The sequence below is a fragment of the Streptomyces sp. NBC_00223 genome (assembly GCF_036199905.1).
Lineage (GTDB): Bacteria > Actinomycetota > Actinomycetes > Streptomycetales > Streptomycetaceae > Actinacidiphila.
In genome coordinates, this window is the sequence record NZ_CP108109.1 from 4,417,313 (window position 1) to 4,431,971 (window position 14,659).

Here is a 14,659-nt window from a genome sequence, read left to right on the forward strand (position 1 = left end):
GTCTGCCACGCCCCCCAGCCCCCGCACGATCTTCCGTCCCGGCACCCCGTCACGCGTTACCGGTCATGGAGGACGCTGGGCCGGCTGACGTGGACGACCGTGAGAAGGCCGTCGAGGCCCTTGCAGTCGTCGGGGTCGGTGGTGAAGAGGGGCAGTTCTTCGGCGATGCCGATGGCGACGATCACGAGGCCGGCGCCCCGGCGCCGTGGCGTGCGGCCGGTGCTGATCACGGCTGCGCAGACTCTGCCGTAGACGCGGGCGGCTTGAAATCCGCCCCCTGCTTGTCGCGCGGCCCGCACCGAATCAGTTCGAGGAGGGGCGCGGACAGGAGGTCGCGCGCCTCCATCACGGCTTCCGCGCCGAGTGCGGCGCGGCACCGGCAGCACCGCTCGGCGCGGCATCCGGCAGCGCGGTGTCCGGGACGTTCATCCGGGGGCCGCCTCCTTGCCGGTGAGGGACGGGGGTGACGGAGGCGGGGCGAGGCCCGCCAGTTCCCGCCCGACGTCGGCGGCGTCCGCAAGGCGGTGCTGGGCGGTGAGCAACGCGCGGGCCCGTAGCAGGGTCTCCCGGGCCTCCTCGGTGCTGTGCCGGGCGAGCAGGGCCGCGGCGGTGTGGCGCAGCACGTCGGCTTCGAGGTGGCTGTGGCCCTGGGCACGGCAGATGGCCAGGGCCTGGCGGAAGTACGCGACCGCCGCGTCGTACTCCCGGAGCCGGTGCGCGACACAGCCGAGGCTGTCCAGCGTGCTGGACTCGCCGAGCTGGCGGCGGTCGGCGGGGTGCCGGCGCAGCAGCGCGAGGGCGGCCAGACAGTCGGCACGGGCCCCGGCGTGGTCGCCGAGCCGGGTCCGCAGCCATCCGACGCCGTTGAGGGCCCGTGCCTGGCGGTAGGTGTCGTCCAGCGTCCGGAAGATCGCCAGCGCCCGCAGCGCGTGCTCCAGCGCACGGCGGTCGTCGCCGTGCCGCTCCCAGGCCCCGCCCAGACTGTGGTGGATCTCGGCCCGGACAGCGGCCTCGCTGGTGCTCTCGGCCAGCTCCAGCGCCCGGGACAGGTGGCGGAGGGCGTCGGCGGTCCGCCCGAGCAGAGCACAGGCGTCCCCGAGCATCTGGTGCGCGTGGGCCTGGGCGGCCGCGTCGCGCAGGCGTGCGGCGCTTTCCACGGCGAGCTGCCACGCCGCCGCCTGCTCGGCGAAGTGCCCGCGCCGCCGGTGGAAGGGGTCCAGCGCCCACGCCAGCCGGCACACCTGGGCGTCCCACCCGTGACGGTGGGCCGCCTGCTGGGCGGCCAGCAGATTCGCGTGCTCCACGTCGAACCAGCCCATCGCCGCGACCTGATCCCCCGGCGGCTCCGGCACCCGAGGCGGGGCGGTGTCGCGGGGTACGGAGCCGCCGGCCGCGGGAGCGCCGGGGGCAGGTCCTCGCGGGACGAGGGCGCCGGACGTGGACGGGGCACGCGGGAAGTCGGCGGCGGGTGCGAGCGGTGGGGGCGCGGTGGGCGTGGTCGTGGGGAGCGGGGGGTGGTGGGGTGCGAGGAGTCGGGCGGCGGCGCAGGCGGTGGCGGTGTGGAAGTCGACCAGGCGGCGTACCGCCGCGCGTAACTCGGCCGTGGTGCCGTGCTCGTGGGCCTGCTCGGTGGCGTGCAGTCGGAGCAGGTCGTGCATGCGGTAGCGCTCGGGGGCGTGGCGCTGGACCAGGTGGGCGTGGTCGAGTGCGCGCAGCAGGCGGCGGGCCGCCGCGGGCGGGAGGTCGAGCAGGTGCGCGGCCGCGGCGGGGGTGATGTCAGGGCCCGGGGCGATGCTCAGCAGCCCGAACCTGCGGCGATCGGCGGGTGAGAGGGCCCGGCCGGACCATGACAGCACGGCCCGCAGGTCGGCCCCGGGTTCACCGCCGTCCAGGGCGTCCAGCCGGTCCGCGTCGTCGCGCAGTTCACCGGCCAGGGCCGCGAGCGAGAGGCCCGGGTGGGTGGCGGCACAGGCGGCGGCGATGCCGAGCGCGAGGGGCAGGCCGGCGCAGCGGGCGATCAGCTCGGCCGCCGCGCGGGGTTCCGCGTTCAGCCGGGAGCGGCCCAGGCGGCGTACGAGCACCTCGCGCGCCTCGTCCTCCGGCAGTACGCCGAGGGCCACCGCCCGTGCGCCGTGCGCGGCGATCAGACCGGTCAGCCGGCGGCGGCTGGTGATCAGCACCGTGCAGGCGCTGCCGCCGGGCAGCAGCGGGGCGGCCTGCGCGGTGTCGAGGGCGTTGTCCAGCAGGACGAGCATCCGCCGGTCCGCCGTGAGGCTGCGGTACAGCGCGGTCTGTGCTTCCGGCCCGGTCGGGACGGCGTCCGGTGCCACGCCCAGGGCCTCCAGGAAGCCGCGCACCGCGAGTTCCGGGTCCAAGGGCCGGCCGGTGGGGTCGAACCCGCGTAGGTCGACGTGGAGTTCGCCGTCCGGGAAGCGGTCCCGCCGGCTGTGCGCCCAGTGCAGCGCGAGCCAGGTCTTGCCGATGCCGCCCATGCCACCGATCGCGCAGACGCCGCCCGCGCCGTCGCCCGGGTGACGGTCGCCGCCGGCGGCGGTGTCGAGGAGGGACAGTTCGCGCACGCGTCCGGTGAACATGTCCGGCGGGGCGGGCAGTTGGTGCGGTGCCCGGTCCGGCCCGCCGAGCGCGGACGGGGCTTCGCCCGGGGGCGCGGTACGGGCGCCGCCGCCGCGCCTGGCACGGCGGGCGGCCTCCTCGACCCGGTCCCGGGCGGTGGCCAGCGCGCGCTGCTCGGCCGGTGTGGCGCCCAGCAGTTCGAGCAGCCCGTCGAGGCGGTCGGTCGGCGGCAGCGTACGGGCGGTGAAATACTCGGCGATCGCCGTCTGCGACCACCCGGTGCGTGCGGCCAGTTCGCGGTAGGTCAGCGTGCTGTCCTGGCGGCGGCGCGCGTGCCTGCGCCGCAGGTCCCGGAGCAGCAGGGCGAGTCCGTCCAGCGTCCGTACGGCCGCCGCGGCCTCGGTCACGGGACCGGTCGGATCCGGCAGGGGCTGCCTCACACCAGATCCTCTCGTCCGCAATTCGCAGGGCAATGAATCCGAACGCCGAGAGCGGACGGCAGCCTACCGCCGCGGCGGCGGCGCCGGAAGCCGTACGCGGGTCTTCGCCTGCCTCCCCCGGTGCAGGCCGGTCTTCGGCGGTCTGCGGTGGTCCTCGGTGGTCCTCGGTGGTCTTCGGCGGTTTTCGGCCGCGTACGGAATCCGCTGCCGCCGCCCCGCCGCGCGGTCAGGATGGGCCGGCACGTCCACGGGTGGCCCGCCGCCCGCCGCGTGGGTCCGCGACAAGGGCGACCACGGCGGCGGCAGGTACCCGGAGCAGCCTCCCGCTTGTCCGCACCCCCCACATACCCAGGGCGCCACGGCGCCTGAAAGGACAGGGACGCAACCATGACCACACGAAGCACCGGTAAGAGACTCGTGGCGCTCGGCTCGGCGATCGCCGCCGCGCTGCTGATCGCGGCCGCGGCGCCGCAGTCCGCCTCGGCCGAGGCGACGCGCACCTTCCAGCTCGCCCTCAGTTGCTCCTACGGCCTGCCGTACGGGCTGACCGTCGACAACGGCTCCGGCTGGTACTACCCCGACGGTTCGAGCTACGCGTCCGGCGGCGTCAAGTACTTCACCGTCCAGATCCCGCAGAGCGCCACGGCCCTCGCGGTCAATACCGGCTTCTGCGAGAACGACCCGAAGACCCCGACGTGGGAGGGCTACCGCTACACCATCACCCCGGGCACCTCGACCATCAGCGCCGACGGCTACTGCCTGGACGAGTACGTGTACCCCGGCCCGTTCGTCCGCTACTGCTCCCTGAGTTCGCTGGCCTACAGCTGACGCGGCGCCCGGCGGCGCGCCCGCCCCTGCCGGCCCGTTCCCCCCGGGGGAACGGGCCGGCTCTGCGACACGCTGACGGCGGCGCGCCCGCGCCCCTCAGCCCGGTGAGCGCGTCGCCCAGGACGCGCGTCGCCCTCCACGGGCAGGGTGGCACGAACCAGGCGTACGGTGCGGCGCCAGGAGCGGACGAGCCCGTCCGGGTAGCCGGAATTCAAGACGAATGCGGCATCGGTATGCGAAGGTCTCTCCGATCCTGCCCCGTACGACTGTTTGACCGTCAGATCTGATGCGTACGTGGTGCGGCGGGCGCACCCTGCCGGTCGTGAAGGACGGTGGGTCGGGCGACGGGGACGACGGTGAGCAAGTCGTCGCGTGCCCGTCGTAGTCGTCCCGCGGACCTCGTGCGGACCTGGGCCGGGTCGCCCGTGAAGCACCGGGCGTCAGCCATGATGCGTGCCCTATTCGAGTGACACCCACGTTACTAACATTAATGTTACTAACTTTGATGTTAGTCTCAGGTTTCGGCGGTGACGGAGGGATGATCGATGGCGGAATTCGTGGGAAGACGGCACGAGCTCAACATGCTCGATCGTGAGCTGACCAAGGTGGCGGCCGGTGTCGGAGGGCAGCGGCCCGGACGGTGCGTGATGCTGCGGGGGCGGCGGCGGGTAGGCAAGTCACGGTTGGTCGAGCAGTTCGCCGAGAGATCCGGAGTTCCCTTCCTCTTCTACGCGGCTACCGGCGCGTCACCCAAGGTCGACCTGGAACGGTTCGCTCAGGACGCGCAGTCGTCCAGTCTTCCACTTGCGCATGTGCTCTCCGCCGCACGCCCGCCGAACTGGGACGCCGCCTTCGATGTGCTGGCGGCTACCTTGCCGGGTGACCGGCCCAGCGTGGTGGTCATGGACGAGGTGCCCTATCTGATGGATGCCGAGGGTGCCTTCGAGGGGGTCCTCCAGAGGGCCTGGGACAGGGCTTTGGAAACCAAACCTGTTCTGCTGGTCCTCATCGGCTCCGACCTGTCCATGATGGAGGCGCTGAACAGCTACGGACGCCCGTTCCACCAGCGCGGACGAGAGATGGTCCTGGGGCCGCTCAACCCGGCGGAAGTGGGTGAGATGCTGGGCCTCGCGGAGCCCGCCGACGCCTTCGACGCGGCCCTGATCACCGGTGGACTTCCCCTGATCTGCGCGGAGTGGCCGAACGGCGCCGGGATGTGGGACTTTCTCCGGACGGCGCTCAACGATCCGGTATCGGCCCTGCTGGTGTCCGCGGAGCGCTCGCTTGCTGCTGAGTTCCCGCAGCAGGCACAGGCCCGCACTGTGCTGTCGGCGATCGGCAGCGGTGAGCGGACCTTCTCGAACATTGCCCGCGCCGCCGGCGGAATCGGAGCTACCCCGCTGCAGCGAGCGCTTGGGCTTCTCACTGAGAAACGGGTGATCGCGGCGGAACTGCCTCTCTCCACACGGCCCTCGAAGGACCGCCGTTACAGGGTCGCGGACCCCTATCTCCGCTTCTGGCTGAAACTCCTGGGCCCGGCGATGGAGGAGATCGAGCGCGGTAGGGGTGACCTGACATTGCAGCGTATCCGCGGCAACTGGACCAGCTGGCGCGGCCGGGCGGTCGAACCTCTGGTGCGAGAGGCACTGGCACGGCTGCTGCCCGATGCGAACCTCCCCGCCGCCCCTGCTATCGGCGGCTACTGGACCCGGACCAATGACGTGGAGATCGACGTTGTCGGAGCCGACCGGGGGCCGATCGCCAAGGACCTGTTGTTCGTCGGCTCGGTGAAGTGGCTGGAGAACTCCCCGTTCGACCAGCATGATCTCGTGGCGCTGCACCGCCACCGCGCCGCGCTCACGTCTGAACCGGTACGCACGGTGGCCGTCTCGCGCAGCGGGACCGCATGTACGGGCCTGGATGCCGCGTACGGGCCTGCCGAGCTTCTCGCGGCGTGGCGCTCCTGACCACTGGAGCTACGGGCCATCGGTCCTCACCAGACAGCGAAACCCCGGGCTCCAGCATCGGGAAGTGGGTCGAGGCCGAACGGGGCCGGCTCGGGTGGGGGAGGGGAGACGAAGCTTCTTGGTACCGCGAAGCGCCGCCGACTCCGGGGCGCTGTAGCGATGCGGTATCCAGGGGGTCTTGACAGGGCCCGCCATCCGGCACGTACGTTCGTCCTGCATCGTTCATACGCATCACGCGGCCGGGACGCGTCCGGGGCCGCGGAGCTGTGCCCGGCTTTCGCGGTCGGGCCGATCGGAGTCGTCGTGAAGGGATCGCCCGTCGTGTCGGTCGCGGTTCTGCGGCCCGGCTGTACGAAGCGTCGGCACGTCGATCTGTGCCGAACCCACGCCGCGCTCTGTCGCTGACGATCCGCCGTTCCTGACGGCACCCCTCACCCTTTTTCGCTCGCGCACGGCCGTGCGCGAGCCCCGGCGGCAGCCTGCGCGCGCGGCTCCGGCCGCCGTCCACCTCCGCCGCAAGAGACGGCGATGCCCACCCCCATGACGCCACCGACGCCGTCACCACCCGTGAGAGTCGTCAACGCCCACCCGGCCGTCGGCCGCTCCGACCCGCCACCCCGATGAGAGGCTCCGCCATGCCAGTCGAGTTCCTCGGTATCGCCGCCACCAACGACGGCTCCGAGTCCACCCCGCGCTCCGGCGCGTCCTTCGACAGGGACTACACGCTGCGGCTCGCCCGCGCCCACGAGGACCACGGCTGGGACCGGGTGCTGTTCGCCTACAGTTCCGCCTCGCCGGAGCCGGGCACCGCCGCGGCGTACATCGCCGCGCGCACCGAACGCCTCCAGATCCTGCTGGCGCACCGCCCCAACGTGTCCTATCCGACCTTCGCCGCCCGGGAGTTCGCGACGCTCGACGCGATCAGCGACGGCCGGCTCGCCGTGCACTTCATCACCGGTGGCAACGACCACGAGCAGCAGCGCGAGGGCGACGTTCTGAGCAAGGACGAGCGCTACGCACGCACCCGGGAGTACATCGAGATCGTCAAACGCGTGTGGACCGAGCATGAGGCGTTCGACCACGAGGGCACGCACTACCGCTTCCACGACTACGTCTCCGACATCTTCCCGGTACGGCAGCCGCACCCGGACGTCTCGTTCGGCGGATCGTCGCCCGCCGCGTACGCGGCCGGTGGCGCCGTCGCCGACATCTACGCGCTGTGGGGCGAGCCACTGGCCGAGACCGCCAAGCAGATCGAGGCGGTCAAGGCGGCCGCACTGGCCGCCGGCCGCAGCACTCCGCCGCGCATCCAGGTCGCCTTCCGGCCGATCATCGCGCCCACCGAGGAACTGGCCTGGGAGAAGGCGCACCGCACGGTCGCCGCCATCGAGCAGCGCCGGGCGGCGGGCGCGTGGCGGCGGCGCGGCGGAGACGCCCCGCAGAACACCGGTTCGCAGCGGCTGATCGGCATCGCCGAGCAGGGCGAGCGCTACGACCGCGCGCTGTGGACCCGCACCGCCGCGGTCACCGGTGGCGCGGGCAACTCCAACGCCCTGGTCGGCACGCCGGAGACCGTCGCGCAAGCGCTGCTGGACTACGTCGACCTCGGCGTCGACATCATCTCGGCCCGCGGTTACGACCTGCTGGACGACGCCGTCGACTTCGGCCGGCAGGTCATTCCGCTGGTGCGGGCAGAGGTCGCCAAGCGCGACGCCGAACGGGCGGCGCGTCCCGCGCGGGACGCCGAGCCCGTGGCAGCAACGGCACGGAGGTGACGGTGGACACCGCCGAGCCCGGACCGCGTATCGAGATGCGGGTGGCCACGCTGGCGGATCCGCTGGCGCAACCGCTGCTGCGGGAGCTGGAGTACGAGTACAGCACCCGCTACCCCTCCCTCGGCGGGAGGAGTCAGGAGATGGCGCGCTATCCGGTGGAAGAGTTCGAGCCGCGGCGCGGTGGGCTGCTGCTCCTGCTGTTGCTGGACGGCGAGCCGGTCGCGGGCGGTGCCTTCCGCCGCTTCGACGAGCGCACCGCGGAGCTGAAGCGGATCTGGACGCACAGCGGGCACCGCCGCCAAGGGCTGGCACGGCGCGTCGTGGACGCCCTTGAGCGGGCCGCGGCCGAAGTCGGCTACCAGCGGATCTACCTGACCACCGGGCCGCGCCAGCCGGAGGCCAAGGGCCTTTACCTGACGACGGGTTACTCCGCGTTGTTCGACCTCACCGCCGACCCCGAGTCGCTGGGCGGCCCGCTGCCGTTCGCCAAACGGCTGGTGGGCGACGAGCCGATCGGCCCGGACGAGTTCCCGCCACCCCGCCGCCACCATTTCGGCCCGGTACCCCGATCCGCCCCCGCCCCGTACGGGCGCCCCTGAATGCCTCCGAAACGCGCCCTTCCGGAGCCCCGAAAGGGCGCGTTGACACAGCTTTCATAAACCTGCAAGATTCGCCGTCTTGCCCCGCTCGTCGCCCCGGAGCTACGTTTTCTGCCGTAGGCGGTACGTCTTCGGAATGCGACGGTTCGACGAGCGCGGGACGGGCGAGCGGCATCCGCCGCCGAGTGGGGGTGCGGGGGATGGCCGAGCGGTCGACGTCGCTGTCCCGCGGCAACCCGCGTGCCTTCCAGGGCTGTTGCCGTCGGCACATCGACCTGGGGCGCATCGCTGCCGCGCTCTGTCCGGGACACCCCGCCGAGCGCTGATCCCGGGCCGCCCGGTCGTCCGCCGACCGCCCCCGTAGCAGGAAAGCGGCCCGTCCGAAACGCGGCGCTCTCCTGCCGATTCCCGGCAACACGCCACAACCGCGCATACGCGCGTACGTATATGTACGCCGTGTTGTCCATTTCCGGCCGTGGCATCGAGCTGTTTCGCCAATTGACCACAGGATGTGCGAACGATGAGTGACGACATTCCCGCTGTCCCTGAATCCGAAGGCGACCGATCCGAAGGCGACCGATCGGCAGCCGACAGCCCACAGGCCGACGGCCCCCAAGCCGACACCTCACAAGCCGACGGCCCGCAAGCTGACGGCTCACCAGCCGACACCCCACAAGCCGACGGCCTCCGACTCGTCGAGGCGAACGTCGACCTCGACGACGCCTCGGGTGTCTCGCGCCGTCGCCTGCTCTCGCTCGGCGGCCTCGGCGTCGGCGCCGTGGCAGCCGCGGGCCTGGGCAGTTGGGCCTTCCTCAAACGCGGCAAGGCCGACGACCACGAGGCGGACGGCCTCACCGTCACCAAGTCCTGGGCCGACCGGGAGATACGGGTCACCGCCCCCAGCGGTGTCTGCGAAGCGCCGCTGGTCGTCGCCTACGAGAACGGCTTCTTCAAGGACGCGGGGCTCAACGTCGTACTGAAGAAGACCGGTACCGACGAGGACGTCGCCGCGGCGGTCGGCTCCGGCAAGTACACGGCGAGCAACGGGATCTTCTTCAACTTCCTCGGCCCCATCTACAACGGCGCTCCGGTCAAGCTGTCCGGCGGCCTGCACCACGGCTGCCTCGACCTCTACGTCCGCGACGACGGCTCCGTACCGTCCGTTTCCTCGCTCAAGGGCCGCAGGATCGGGGTCAGCAGTCTCCAGGGGTCCGCGACCAACTTCTTCTCCCTCGACCTGCTCGACGCCGGCATCAACTCCAGCCCGGCCGCCAAGCAGGTCGAGTGGGTGGTGATCGAGCAGGACCTGCTGCCCAAGGCCCTCAAGGACAAGAAGGTCGACGCCATCGCGACGGCCGGCGGCTTCCTGCCGATCATCCAAGGAGTCAAGGACGGCTGGGCGCGGGAGGTGTCGAACAACCGCGACCTGAGCCGCAACGCCTCCTACCCGTGCTGCGCGGTCGCCCTCAACCAGACCTTCGTCAGCGAGGACCCGGTCACCGCGGCCAGGCTCGTCACCGCGTGGGCGCGCGGCTCGCGTTGGGCGGGGGCCAACCTCCAGAAGACGGCCGAGATCGAGTCGTCGGCCAAGTACGTGCCCGACAAGCCGGAGAACATCCTGCCGGTCCTGCGCACCCTCACCTTCGACCCGTCGCCCAAGAACCTCCAGCGGGCCCTGGAGCCGGGCATCGCGAAGTTCATCCACACCGGCTTCCTGCCGTCGAGCACGGATGCCAGGGCGTTGGCCGACAAGGTCTTCGTGAACCTCGGCCTGGACTTCTGAGGAAGACCATGGCCTCCACCCCGCCCGTCACCCCGCCCAGCGCCGCGCCCGTCACCCCGCTCACCACCGCGCCCGCCGCGCGGAAGGCGCGACCGGCGGCCCCGTCCGCGGCGGAGACGACCGTGCAGGGCGCGTCCCGCATCCACGCCGCCCTGCGGAAGACCACTCACCCTGTCCGTATCAACCCCGTCCTCACCGCGGCCGGCATCCTCGGCTGGGTCGCCTTCAGCGCGCTCACCGAGGCACTGTCCGACAGCCCCCGGCTGCCGGCGCCCGACCTCGCCGCCGTCCAGCACACGACGCGCTTCACCTCGATCGCCGGTCTGGTCGTCGCCGGTCTCGCCGCCGTGTTCTGGGCGCTGGCCGCCACCCGCGGGCGGTTCGGCGCCCGCGCGGCGGCCCGGGTCGCGCACGGCTCCGCCTGGCTGGTCGGCTCCGCGGTCTGGGGGATCTTCTGGGAGATCTCCACCGCCAAGACCCAACTGCTCGAAACGCCGTACTTCGCCGCCCCGCAGGAGATCTTCGAGCACCTGTGGAGCGACCGGCGGATTCTCGCCGAGAGCCTGGGCAACTCCCTCCAGCTGCTCGCGCTCGGCTTCGTGCTCGGCCTGGTCGCCGGGCTGGCCACCGGCGTGACGATCGGCTGGTGGCAGCAGGCCAACTACTGGGTGCACCCGGTCCTCATGTTCCTCGGGCCCGTGCCCACGCTGGCCTGGGTCCCGGTGATCTTCGCGCTCTTCCCGACCGCCTACAGCGGGGCGATCTTCCTGATCGCGGTCAGCGTGTGGTTTCCCATCACCGTCCTGACCAGGGCGGGCATCGTGAGCGTGCCGCGCTCGTACTACGACGTCACGCAGACCCTGGGCGCCAAGAGCTGGTTCCTGGTGCTGCGGGTGAGCCTGCCGGCCGCGCTGCCGAGCATCTTCACAGGCGCCTTCATGGCGCTCGGCTCGTCCTTCGTCAGCCTCACGGTGGCGGAGAACTTCGGCGTCAACTCGGGGCTCGGCTGGTACCTCAACTGGCAGAAGAGCTGGGGCGACTTCCCCGCCCTGTACGCGGGCATCGTCGTCCTGGTCGCCGTCTGCGGCGTGCTGCTGACCCTGCTGTTCCGGTTGCGTGGCTGGGTGCTGCGCTGGGAGAAGGAGCTGACCCGATGGTGACCGGCCACGGCGCCGCCGTCGACATCCGCAACGTCACGCAGGCCTTCCGTGCCGCCGACGGCGATCTCGCGGTCCTCGACGACATCTCGCTGTCGGTACGGCCCGGTGAGTTCGTCGCCCTGGTCGGGCCGAGCGGCTCGGGCAAATCGACGCTGATCCGGCTGCTCGCGGGGCTCGACCGGCCGCTGTTCGGCTCGGTGCATGTCGACGGCGCTCGGGTGACGGCGCCCGACCCGAGCCGCGCGTTGGTCTTCCAGGACCCGACGCTGCTGCCCTGGCGAACGGTCCGCGGCAATGTGGCGATCGGGCCGCAGGCGCGCGGCGCCCTGGCCGGGTCGAAGCAGCGCATCGACGACGCGCTCGCACTGGTCGGTCTGACCGACTTCGCCGACGCCTGGCCCGCGCAGCTGTCCGGCGGCATGGCGCAGCGGGCCGCGCTGGCCCGCGCGCTGGTCAACGACCCTTCGGTGCTCCTGCTCGACGAACCGCTGGGCAGGCTCGACGCGCTGACCCGCAGGGTGCTCCAGGGCGAGCTGCTGCGGCTGTGGCAGGAGCGGGGCTTCACCGCGGTCCTCATCACCCACGACGTCAGCGAGGCGCTGGTGCTGGCCGACCGGCTGGTCGTGCTCTCGCCGCGCCCGGCCCGGATACGCGAGATCGTCGAGGTCGGGCTCGACCGCCCGCGCGAGCAGTCCGCCCCCGAGTTCGTCGCCCTGCGCGCGCGCATCCTCGCGCTGCTCGACGAGGAGGCCACCACGCAGCCCGACGAGCTCGAAGAGACCCACTGACCAACGGCTCGAAGAGACCCCACTGACGAGCGAACGGAACCAGGACGGAAGCAGGCGCCATGAAGCACGCACGAGGTATCGCCGTCGCGGTCGGGGCGGCCGCCCTGGTGCTCGGGGCGGCCGGGCCGGCCGCCGCGCACGTCACCGTGACGGCGTCGAGCACGACGGGCGGAGGCAGCGCCGTGCTGACCTTCAAGGTGCCCGTCGAGTCGGCGACCGCGCACACCGTGGAGCTGACCGTGCACCTGCCGTCCAGTACGCCGCTGACCTCGGTGCTGAGCGAGCCCGTGCCCGGCTGGCGCGTACAGCTCGCCCGTACCGGGCTCGCGACGCCGGCCAAGGACGACGACGGCGGGACCGTCACCTCGGCCGTCACCGCGGTGACCTGGACGGCGACCGAAGGGGGCCTGGCCCCGGGCCAGTTCGGCCGGTTCTCGCTGTCGGTGGGTCCGTTGCCCGCGTCCGGCACGCTCTACCTGCCGACCGTGCAGCGCTACTCGGACGGCACCGAGGTCGACTGGGTGCAGCAGGCGCAGGACGGGGCGGAGCCGGAGCACCCGGCGCCGAGCGTGACCATTACCCGGGCGGCGGCGTCTTCGCCGGTGGCGGCCTCCCCGGGCGGCTCCGGCGGTTCCGGCGGTTCCCAGGGCGGCTGGGGTGTCGGACTCGGCGTCGCCGGGATCGTGCTGGCGCTGGGGGCCGGCGCGGCGGGCGGTACGGCGCTGTCCAGGGGCCGCCGCCCTGCCGTCGCGCTGCCCGCGGCCGCCACGAGCAGCCAGGACGCGGAGCGTACGCCTTCGTGACCAGGCCCTGGAGGCGGCGCTGCGCGCTCACCCTCCTCGTCCTGCTCGGCGCGCTGACCGGTCTGATCCGTACGGCGCCGCCGGCTGCCGCGCACGCGTACACGATCGCCACCACCCCCTCGAACGGGTCGGAGGTGACCGTGCCCCCGACGGAGGTGCGGGTGACCTTCGACGAGCCGGTCACGCTGCCGGTCGGGAAAGGGGCGGCCGGCGTGGTGGACGCGGCGGGTAGGGATGCGGGCAGTGGATCGGTGCGACTCACCGGCGGGCGGCGCACCCTGGTCATCGGCATGCGGGCAGGACTGGCCAAGGGCACCTACATCGCCGGCTGGTCGGTGGTCTCCAGCGACACGCACCCGGTGGGCGGCTCGATCGAGTTCGGCTACGGCGTACCCGCGACGGCGGCCACCGCGCCGCCGGCCCCGCAGCCGAGCGCGGGCCTGCAACTGGTCGTCGGCGCCGTCAAGGGCCTGCTGTATCTGGGGCTCGTCGCCGCTTTCGGCGTCCTTCCCGCCGGTCTCGTGCTCGGCGCCGACCGTGACGAGCGCCGGGTCCTGCGGCGCGTCGCCGGTGCGGGCATGCTGCTGGCGCTAGTTGCTTCGGTGCTCCAGGTGGTGGCGCAGTACCTGTGGGACGCCTCCGCCGTGCCGGGCGGTGCCACCTGGGCGGGCCTGCGCGCGTTCGCGGGGTCCGGCTACGCGGGGGCGGTTCTGGTACGGGCCGGGCTGCTCGCGGCGGCGCTCGCGGTGCTGCCGCGGCTGCGGAGGGCCGGGGGCGCGGAATCGGCCGGATGGTGGGCCGGGGGAGCGGTGCTGGCGTTGGCGGCGCTCGGCTCCGTCGTCCACAACGGCCATGGCGGCACGGGCTCCTGGTGGTACTTCGCGACCACGCTGGTCCACGTGTCGGCGGTCACGGCATGGCTCGGCGGCCTCGCCGTCCTAGGCCGGCTGATGCTCCGGCGCCGTCTGACCCCGACCCGGCTGGCCCGGCTCCCCCTCTGGTCGCGTTACGCGGCGTCCAGCGTGGCTCTGCTGGCGCTCACCGGCTTGATCCAGGCCCTGATCCAGGTGCGGTACGTACCGGCGCTGGTTCACACGACGTACGGCTGCGTACTCCTGGTGAAGCTCGCGCTGGTGGCCGCTGCCCTGCTGCTGGGGTGGCGCGGCAACCGCTGGGTGGGCCGGTGGGCGGGCAGGCGGGGCGTGGGCAGGCGCGGTGCGGGTGTTGGCCCGGGCGATGTCGCCGCGAAAAGCCCGAGCGCGGGCCCGAGCGCGGGCGCCGTACACGGCCTGGTCCCGCCCGGGGAGACGGCGCGGTTGCGCGGGCGGGTGCGGGCCGAGGCGGGGATCGGGGTGGTGATCGTCGTCGTCTCCGGTGTGCTGTCCTCCGTCGCCCCCGCCGGAGCCGCGTACGCCCCGACCCGGGTCGTGCACGCCGTGGTCGGCCCGTACACCGTGATCTTCGAGGTCGCGCCCGCCCGGCGCGGCCTGGAGAGCTTCCGTGTCACCGCCCAGGGCGCAGGCGACACGACCGCGCTGCCGAGGTCCGTGTCGCTCGACCTCGGGCAGGACGCCGGCGCGGTCGAGGACCTGCGCGTTCCCTTCTCGTACCGGCTGCCCGGCTCGATCCGCCCGGGCAGGGCCACGGCGTTCACCTTCGTCAGCTCCTCGGTCAACGTACCCGCCGCAGGACGGTGGACCGCGACCCTCACGGTCGTCGCCGGTCCGACCGAGCAGTACACGACCGCGCTGCACTACCGGGTCCTGTGAACCACCGCCTCCGGCAGCGCTGTTCGCGCCCCGCCCGTCCCGCTGGAAGGTGTGGCGGCCCGGGTCGCGTGGGACGGGGACCGGATCGGCCGCCGAGGCCGGATGACCGGCGTCCGCGCCGCGATCGGAGCCGCCGCTCGACGAGTCGTCATCCGCACGGCCGCGTACGTGGC

The 14,659-nt window shown here is 72.8% G+C and carries 10 protein-coding genes and 1 pseudogene; 9 read left to right on the top strand and 2 right to left on the bottom strand.

The window, feature by feature from the left end:
* Positions 1 to 56: 56 nt before the first annotated feature.
* Both OHA30_RS18620 and OHA30_RS18625 read right to left on the bottom strand, forming a co-directional pair.
* Positions 57 to 266 (bottom strand): annotated as a pseudogene (locus tag OHA30_RS18620) (VapC toxin family PIN domain ribonuclease); the annotation flags it as partial.
* Between the two features lie 159 nt (positions 267 to 425).
* The gene (locus OHA30_RS18625) at positions 426 to 3,014 is read right to left on the bottom strand and encodes an ATP-binding protein (protein ID WP_328914987.1); all 2,589 of its coding nucleotides are present in this window, start codon (positions 3,012 to 3,014) and stop codon (positions 426 to 428) included.
* Between the two features lie 387 nt (positions 3,015 to 3,401).
* On the opposite strand from OHA30_RS18625, the gene OHA30_RS18630 reads away from it, so the two are divergent.
* From OHA30_RS18630 to OHA30_RS18670, 9 genes are all read left to right on the top strand, one after another.
* The gene (locus OHA30_RS18630; RefSeq protein WP_328914988.1) at positions 3,402 to 3,842 is read left to right on the top strand and encodes a hypothetical protein; all 441 of its coding nucleotides are present in this window, start codon (positions 3,402 to 3,404) and stop codon (positions 3,840 to 3,842) included.
* Between the two features lie 545 nt (positions 3,843 to 4,387).
* Complete coding sequence (locus tag OHA30_RS18635) at positions 4,388 to 5,809, top strand: ATP-binding protein (protein ID WP_328914989.1); 1,422 nt, start codon at positions 4,388 to 4,390, stop codon at positions 5,807 to 5,809.
* Positions 5,810 to 6,444: 635 nt separating this feature from the next.
* Positions 6,445 to 7,584: an LLM class flavin-dependent oxidoreductase gene (locus OHA30_RS18640; RefSeq protein WP_328914990.1), complete on the top strand. Its 1,140-nt coding sequence runs from the start codon at positions 6,445 to 6,447 to the stop codon at positions 7,582 to 7,584.
* Between the two features lie 35 nt (positions 7,585 to 7,619).
* Positions 7,620 to 8,183, top strand: coding sequence for a GNAT family N-acetyltransferase (locus tag OHA30_RS18645; RefSeq protein WP_328917902.1), 564 nt, complete (start codon positions 7,620 to 7,622; stop codon positions 8,181 to 8,183).
* 520 nt (positions 8,184 to 8,703) lie between these two features.
* Positions 8,704 to 9,966 (top strand): ABC transporter substrate-binding protein, encoded by a 1,263-nt coding sequence (locus OHA30_RS18650; RefSeq protein ID WP_328914991.1) that lies wholly within the window; start codon positions 8,704 to 8,706, stop codon positions 9,964 to 9,966.
* A gap of 8 nt (positions 9,967 to 9,974) precedes the next feature.
* Positions 9,975 to 11,126, top strand: coding sequence for an ABC transporter permease (locus OHA30_RS18655; protein ID WP_328914992.1), 1,152 nt, complete (start codon positions 9,975 to 9,977; stop codon positions 11,124 to 11,126).
* Positions 11,120 to 11,914: an ABC transporter ATP-binding protein gene (locus OHA30_RS18660; RefSeq protein WP_328914993.1), complete on the top strand. Its 795-nt coding sequence runs from the start codon at positions 11,120 to 11,122 to the stop codon at positions 11,912 to 11,914. The genes OHA30_RS18655 and OHA30_RS18660 overlap by 7 nt, the downstream gene beginning before the upstream one ends.
* 59 nt (positions 11,915 to 11,973) lie before the next feature.
* On the top strand, positions 11,974 to 12,717 hold the full coding sequence (locus OHA30_RS18665) for a YcnI family protein (protein ID WP_328914994.1): 744 nt from the start codon (positions 11,974 to 11,976) through the stop codon (positions 12,715 to 12,717).
* Positions 12,714 to 14,486, top strand: a complete 1,773-nt coding sequence (locus OHA30_RS18670; RefSeq protein WP_328914995.1) for a copper resistance CopC/CopD family protein — start codon at positions 12,714 to 12,716, stop codon at positions 14,484 to 14,486. Before OHA30_RS18665 ends, OHA30_RS18670 begins: the two co-directional genes overlap by 4 nt.
* Positions 14,487 to 14,659: the final 173 nt, after the last annotated feature.

Bases quoted from the DNA above. Each gene is read 5' to 3' on its own strand.
- OHA30_RS18630 (WP_328914988.1), top strand. From the start codon at position 3,402: ATGACCACACGAAGCACCGGTAAGAGACTCGTGGCGCTCGGCTCGGCG.
- OHA30_RS18635 (WP_328914989.1), top strand. From the start codon at position 4,388: ATGGCGGAATTCGTGGGAAGACGGCACGAGCTCAACATGCTCGATCGT.
- OHA30_RS18640 (WP_328914990.1), top strand. From the start codon at position 6,445: ATGCCAGTCGAGTTCCTCGGTATCGCCGCCACCAACGACGGCTCCGAG.
- OHA30_RS18645 (WP_328917902.1), top strand. From the start codon at position 7,620: ATGCGGGTGGCCACGCTGGCGGATCCGCTGGCGCAACCGCTGCTGCGG.
- OHA30_RS18650 (WP_328914991.1), top strand. From the start codon at position 8,704: ATGAGTGACGACATTCCCGCTGTCCCTGAATCCGAAGGCGACCGATCC.
- OHA30_RS18655 (WP_328914992.1), top strand. From the start codon at position 9,975: ATGGCCTCCACCCCGCCCGTCACCCCGCCCAGCGCCGCGCCCGTCACC.
- OHA30_RS18660 (WP_328914993.1), top strand. From the start codon at position 11,120: ATGGTGACCGGCCACGGCGCCGCCGTCGACATCCGCAACGTCACGCAG.
- OHA30_RS18665 (WP_328914994.1), top strand. From the start codon at position 11,974: ATGAAGCACGCACGAGGTATCGCCGTCGCGGTCGGGGCGGCCGCCCTG.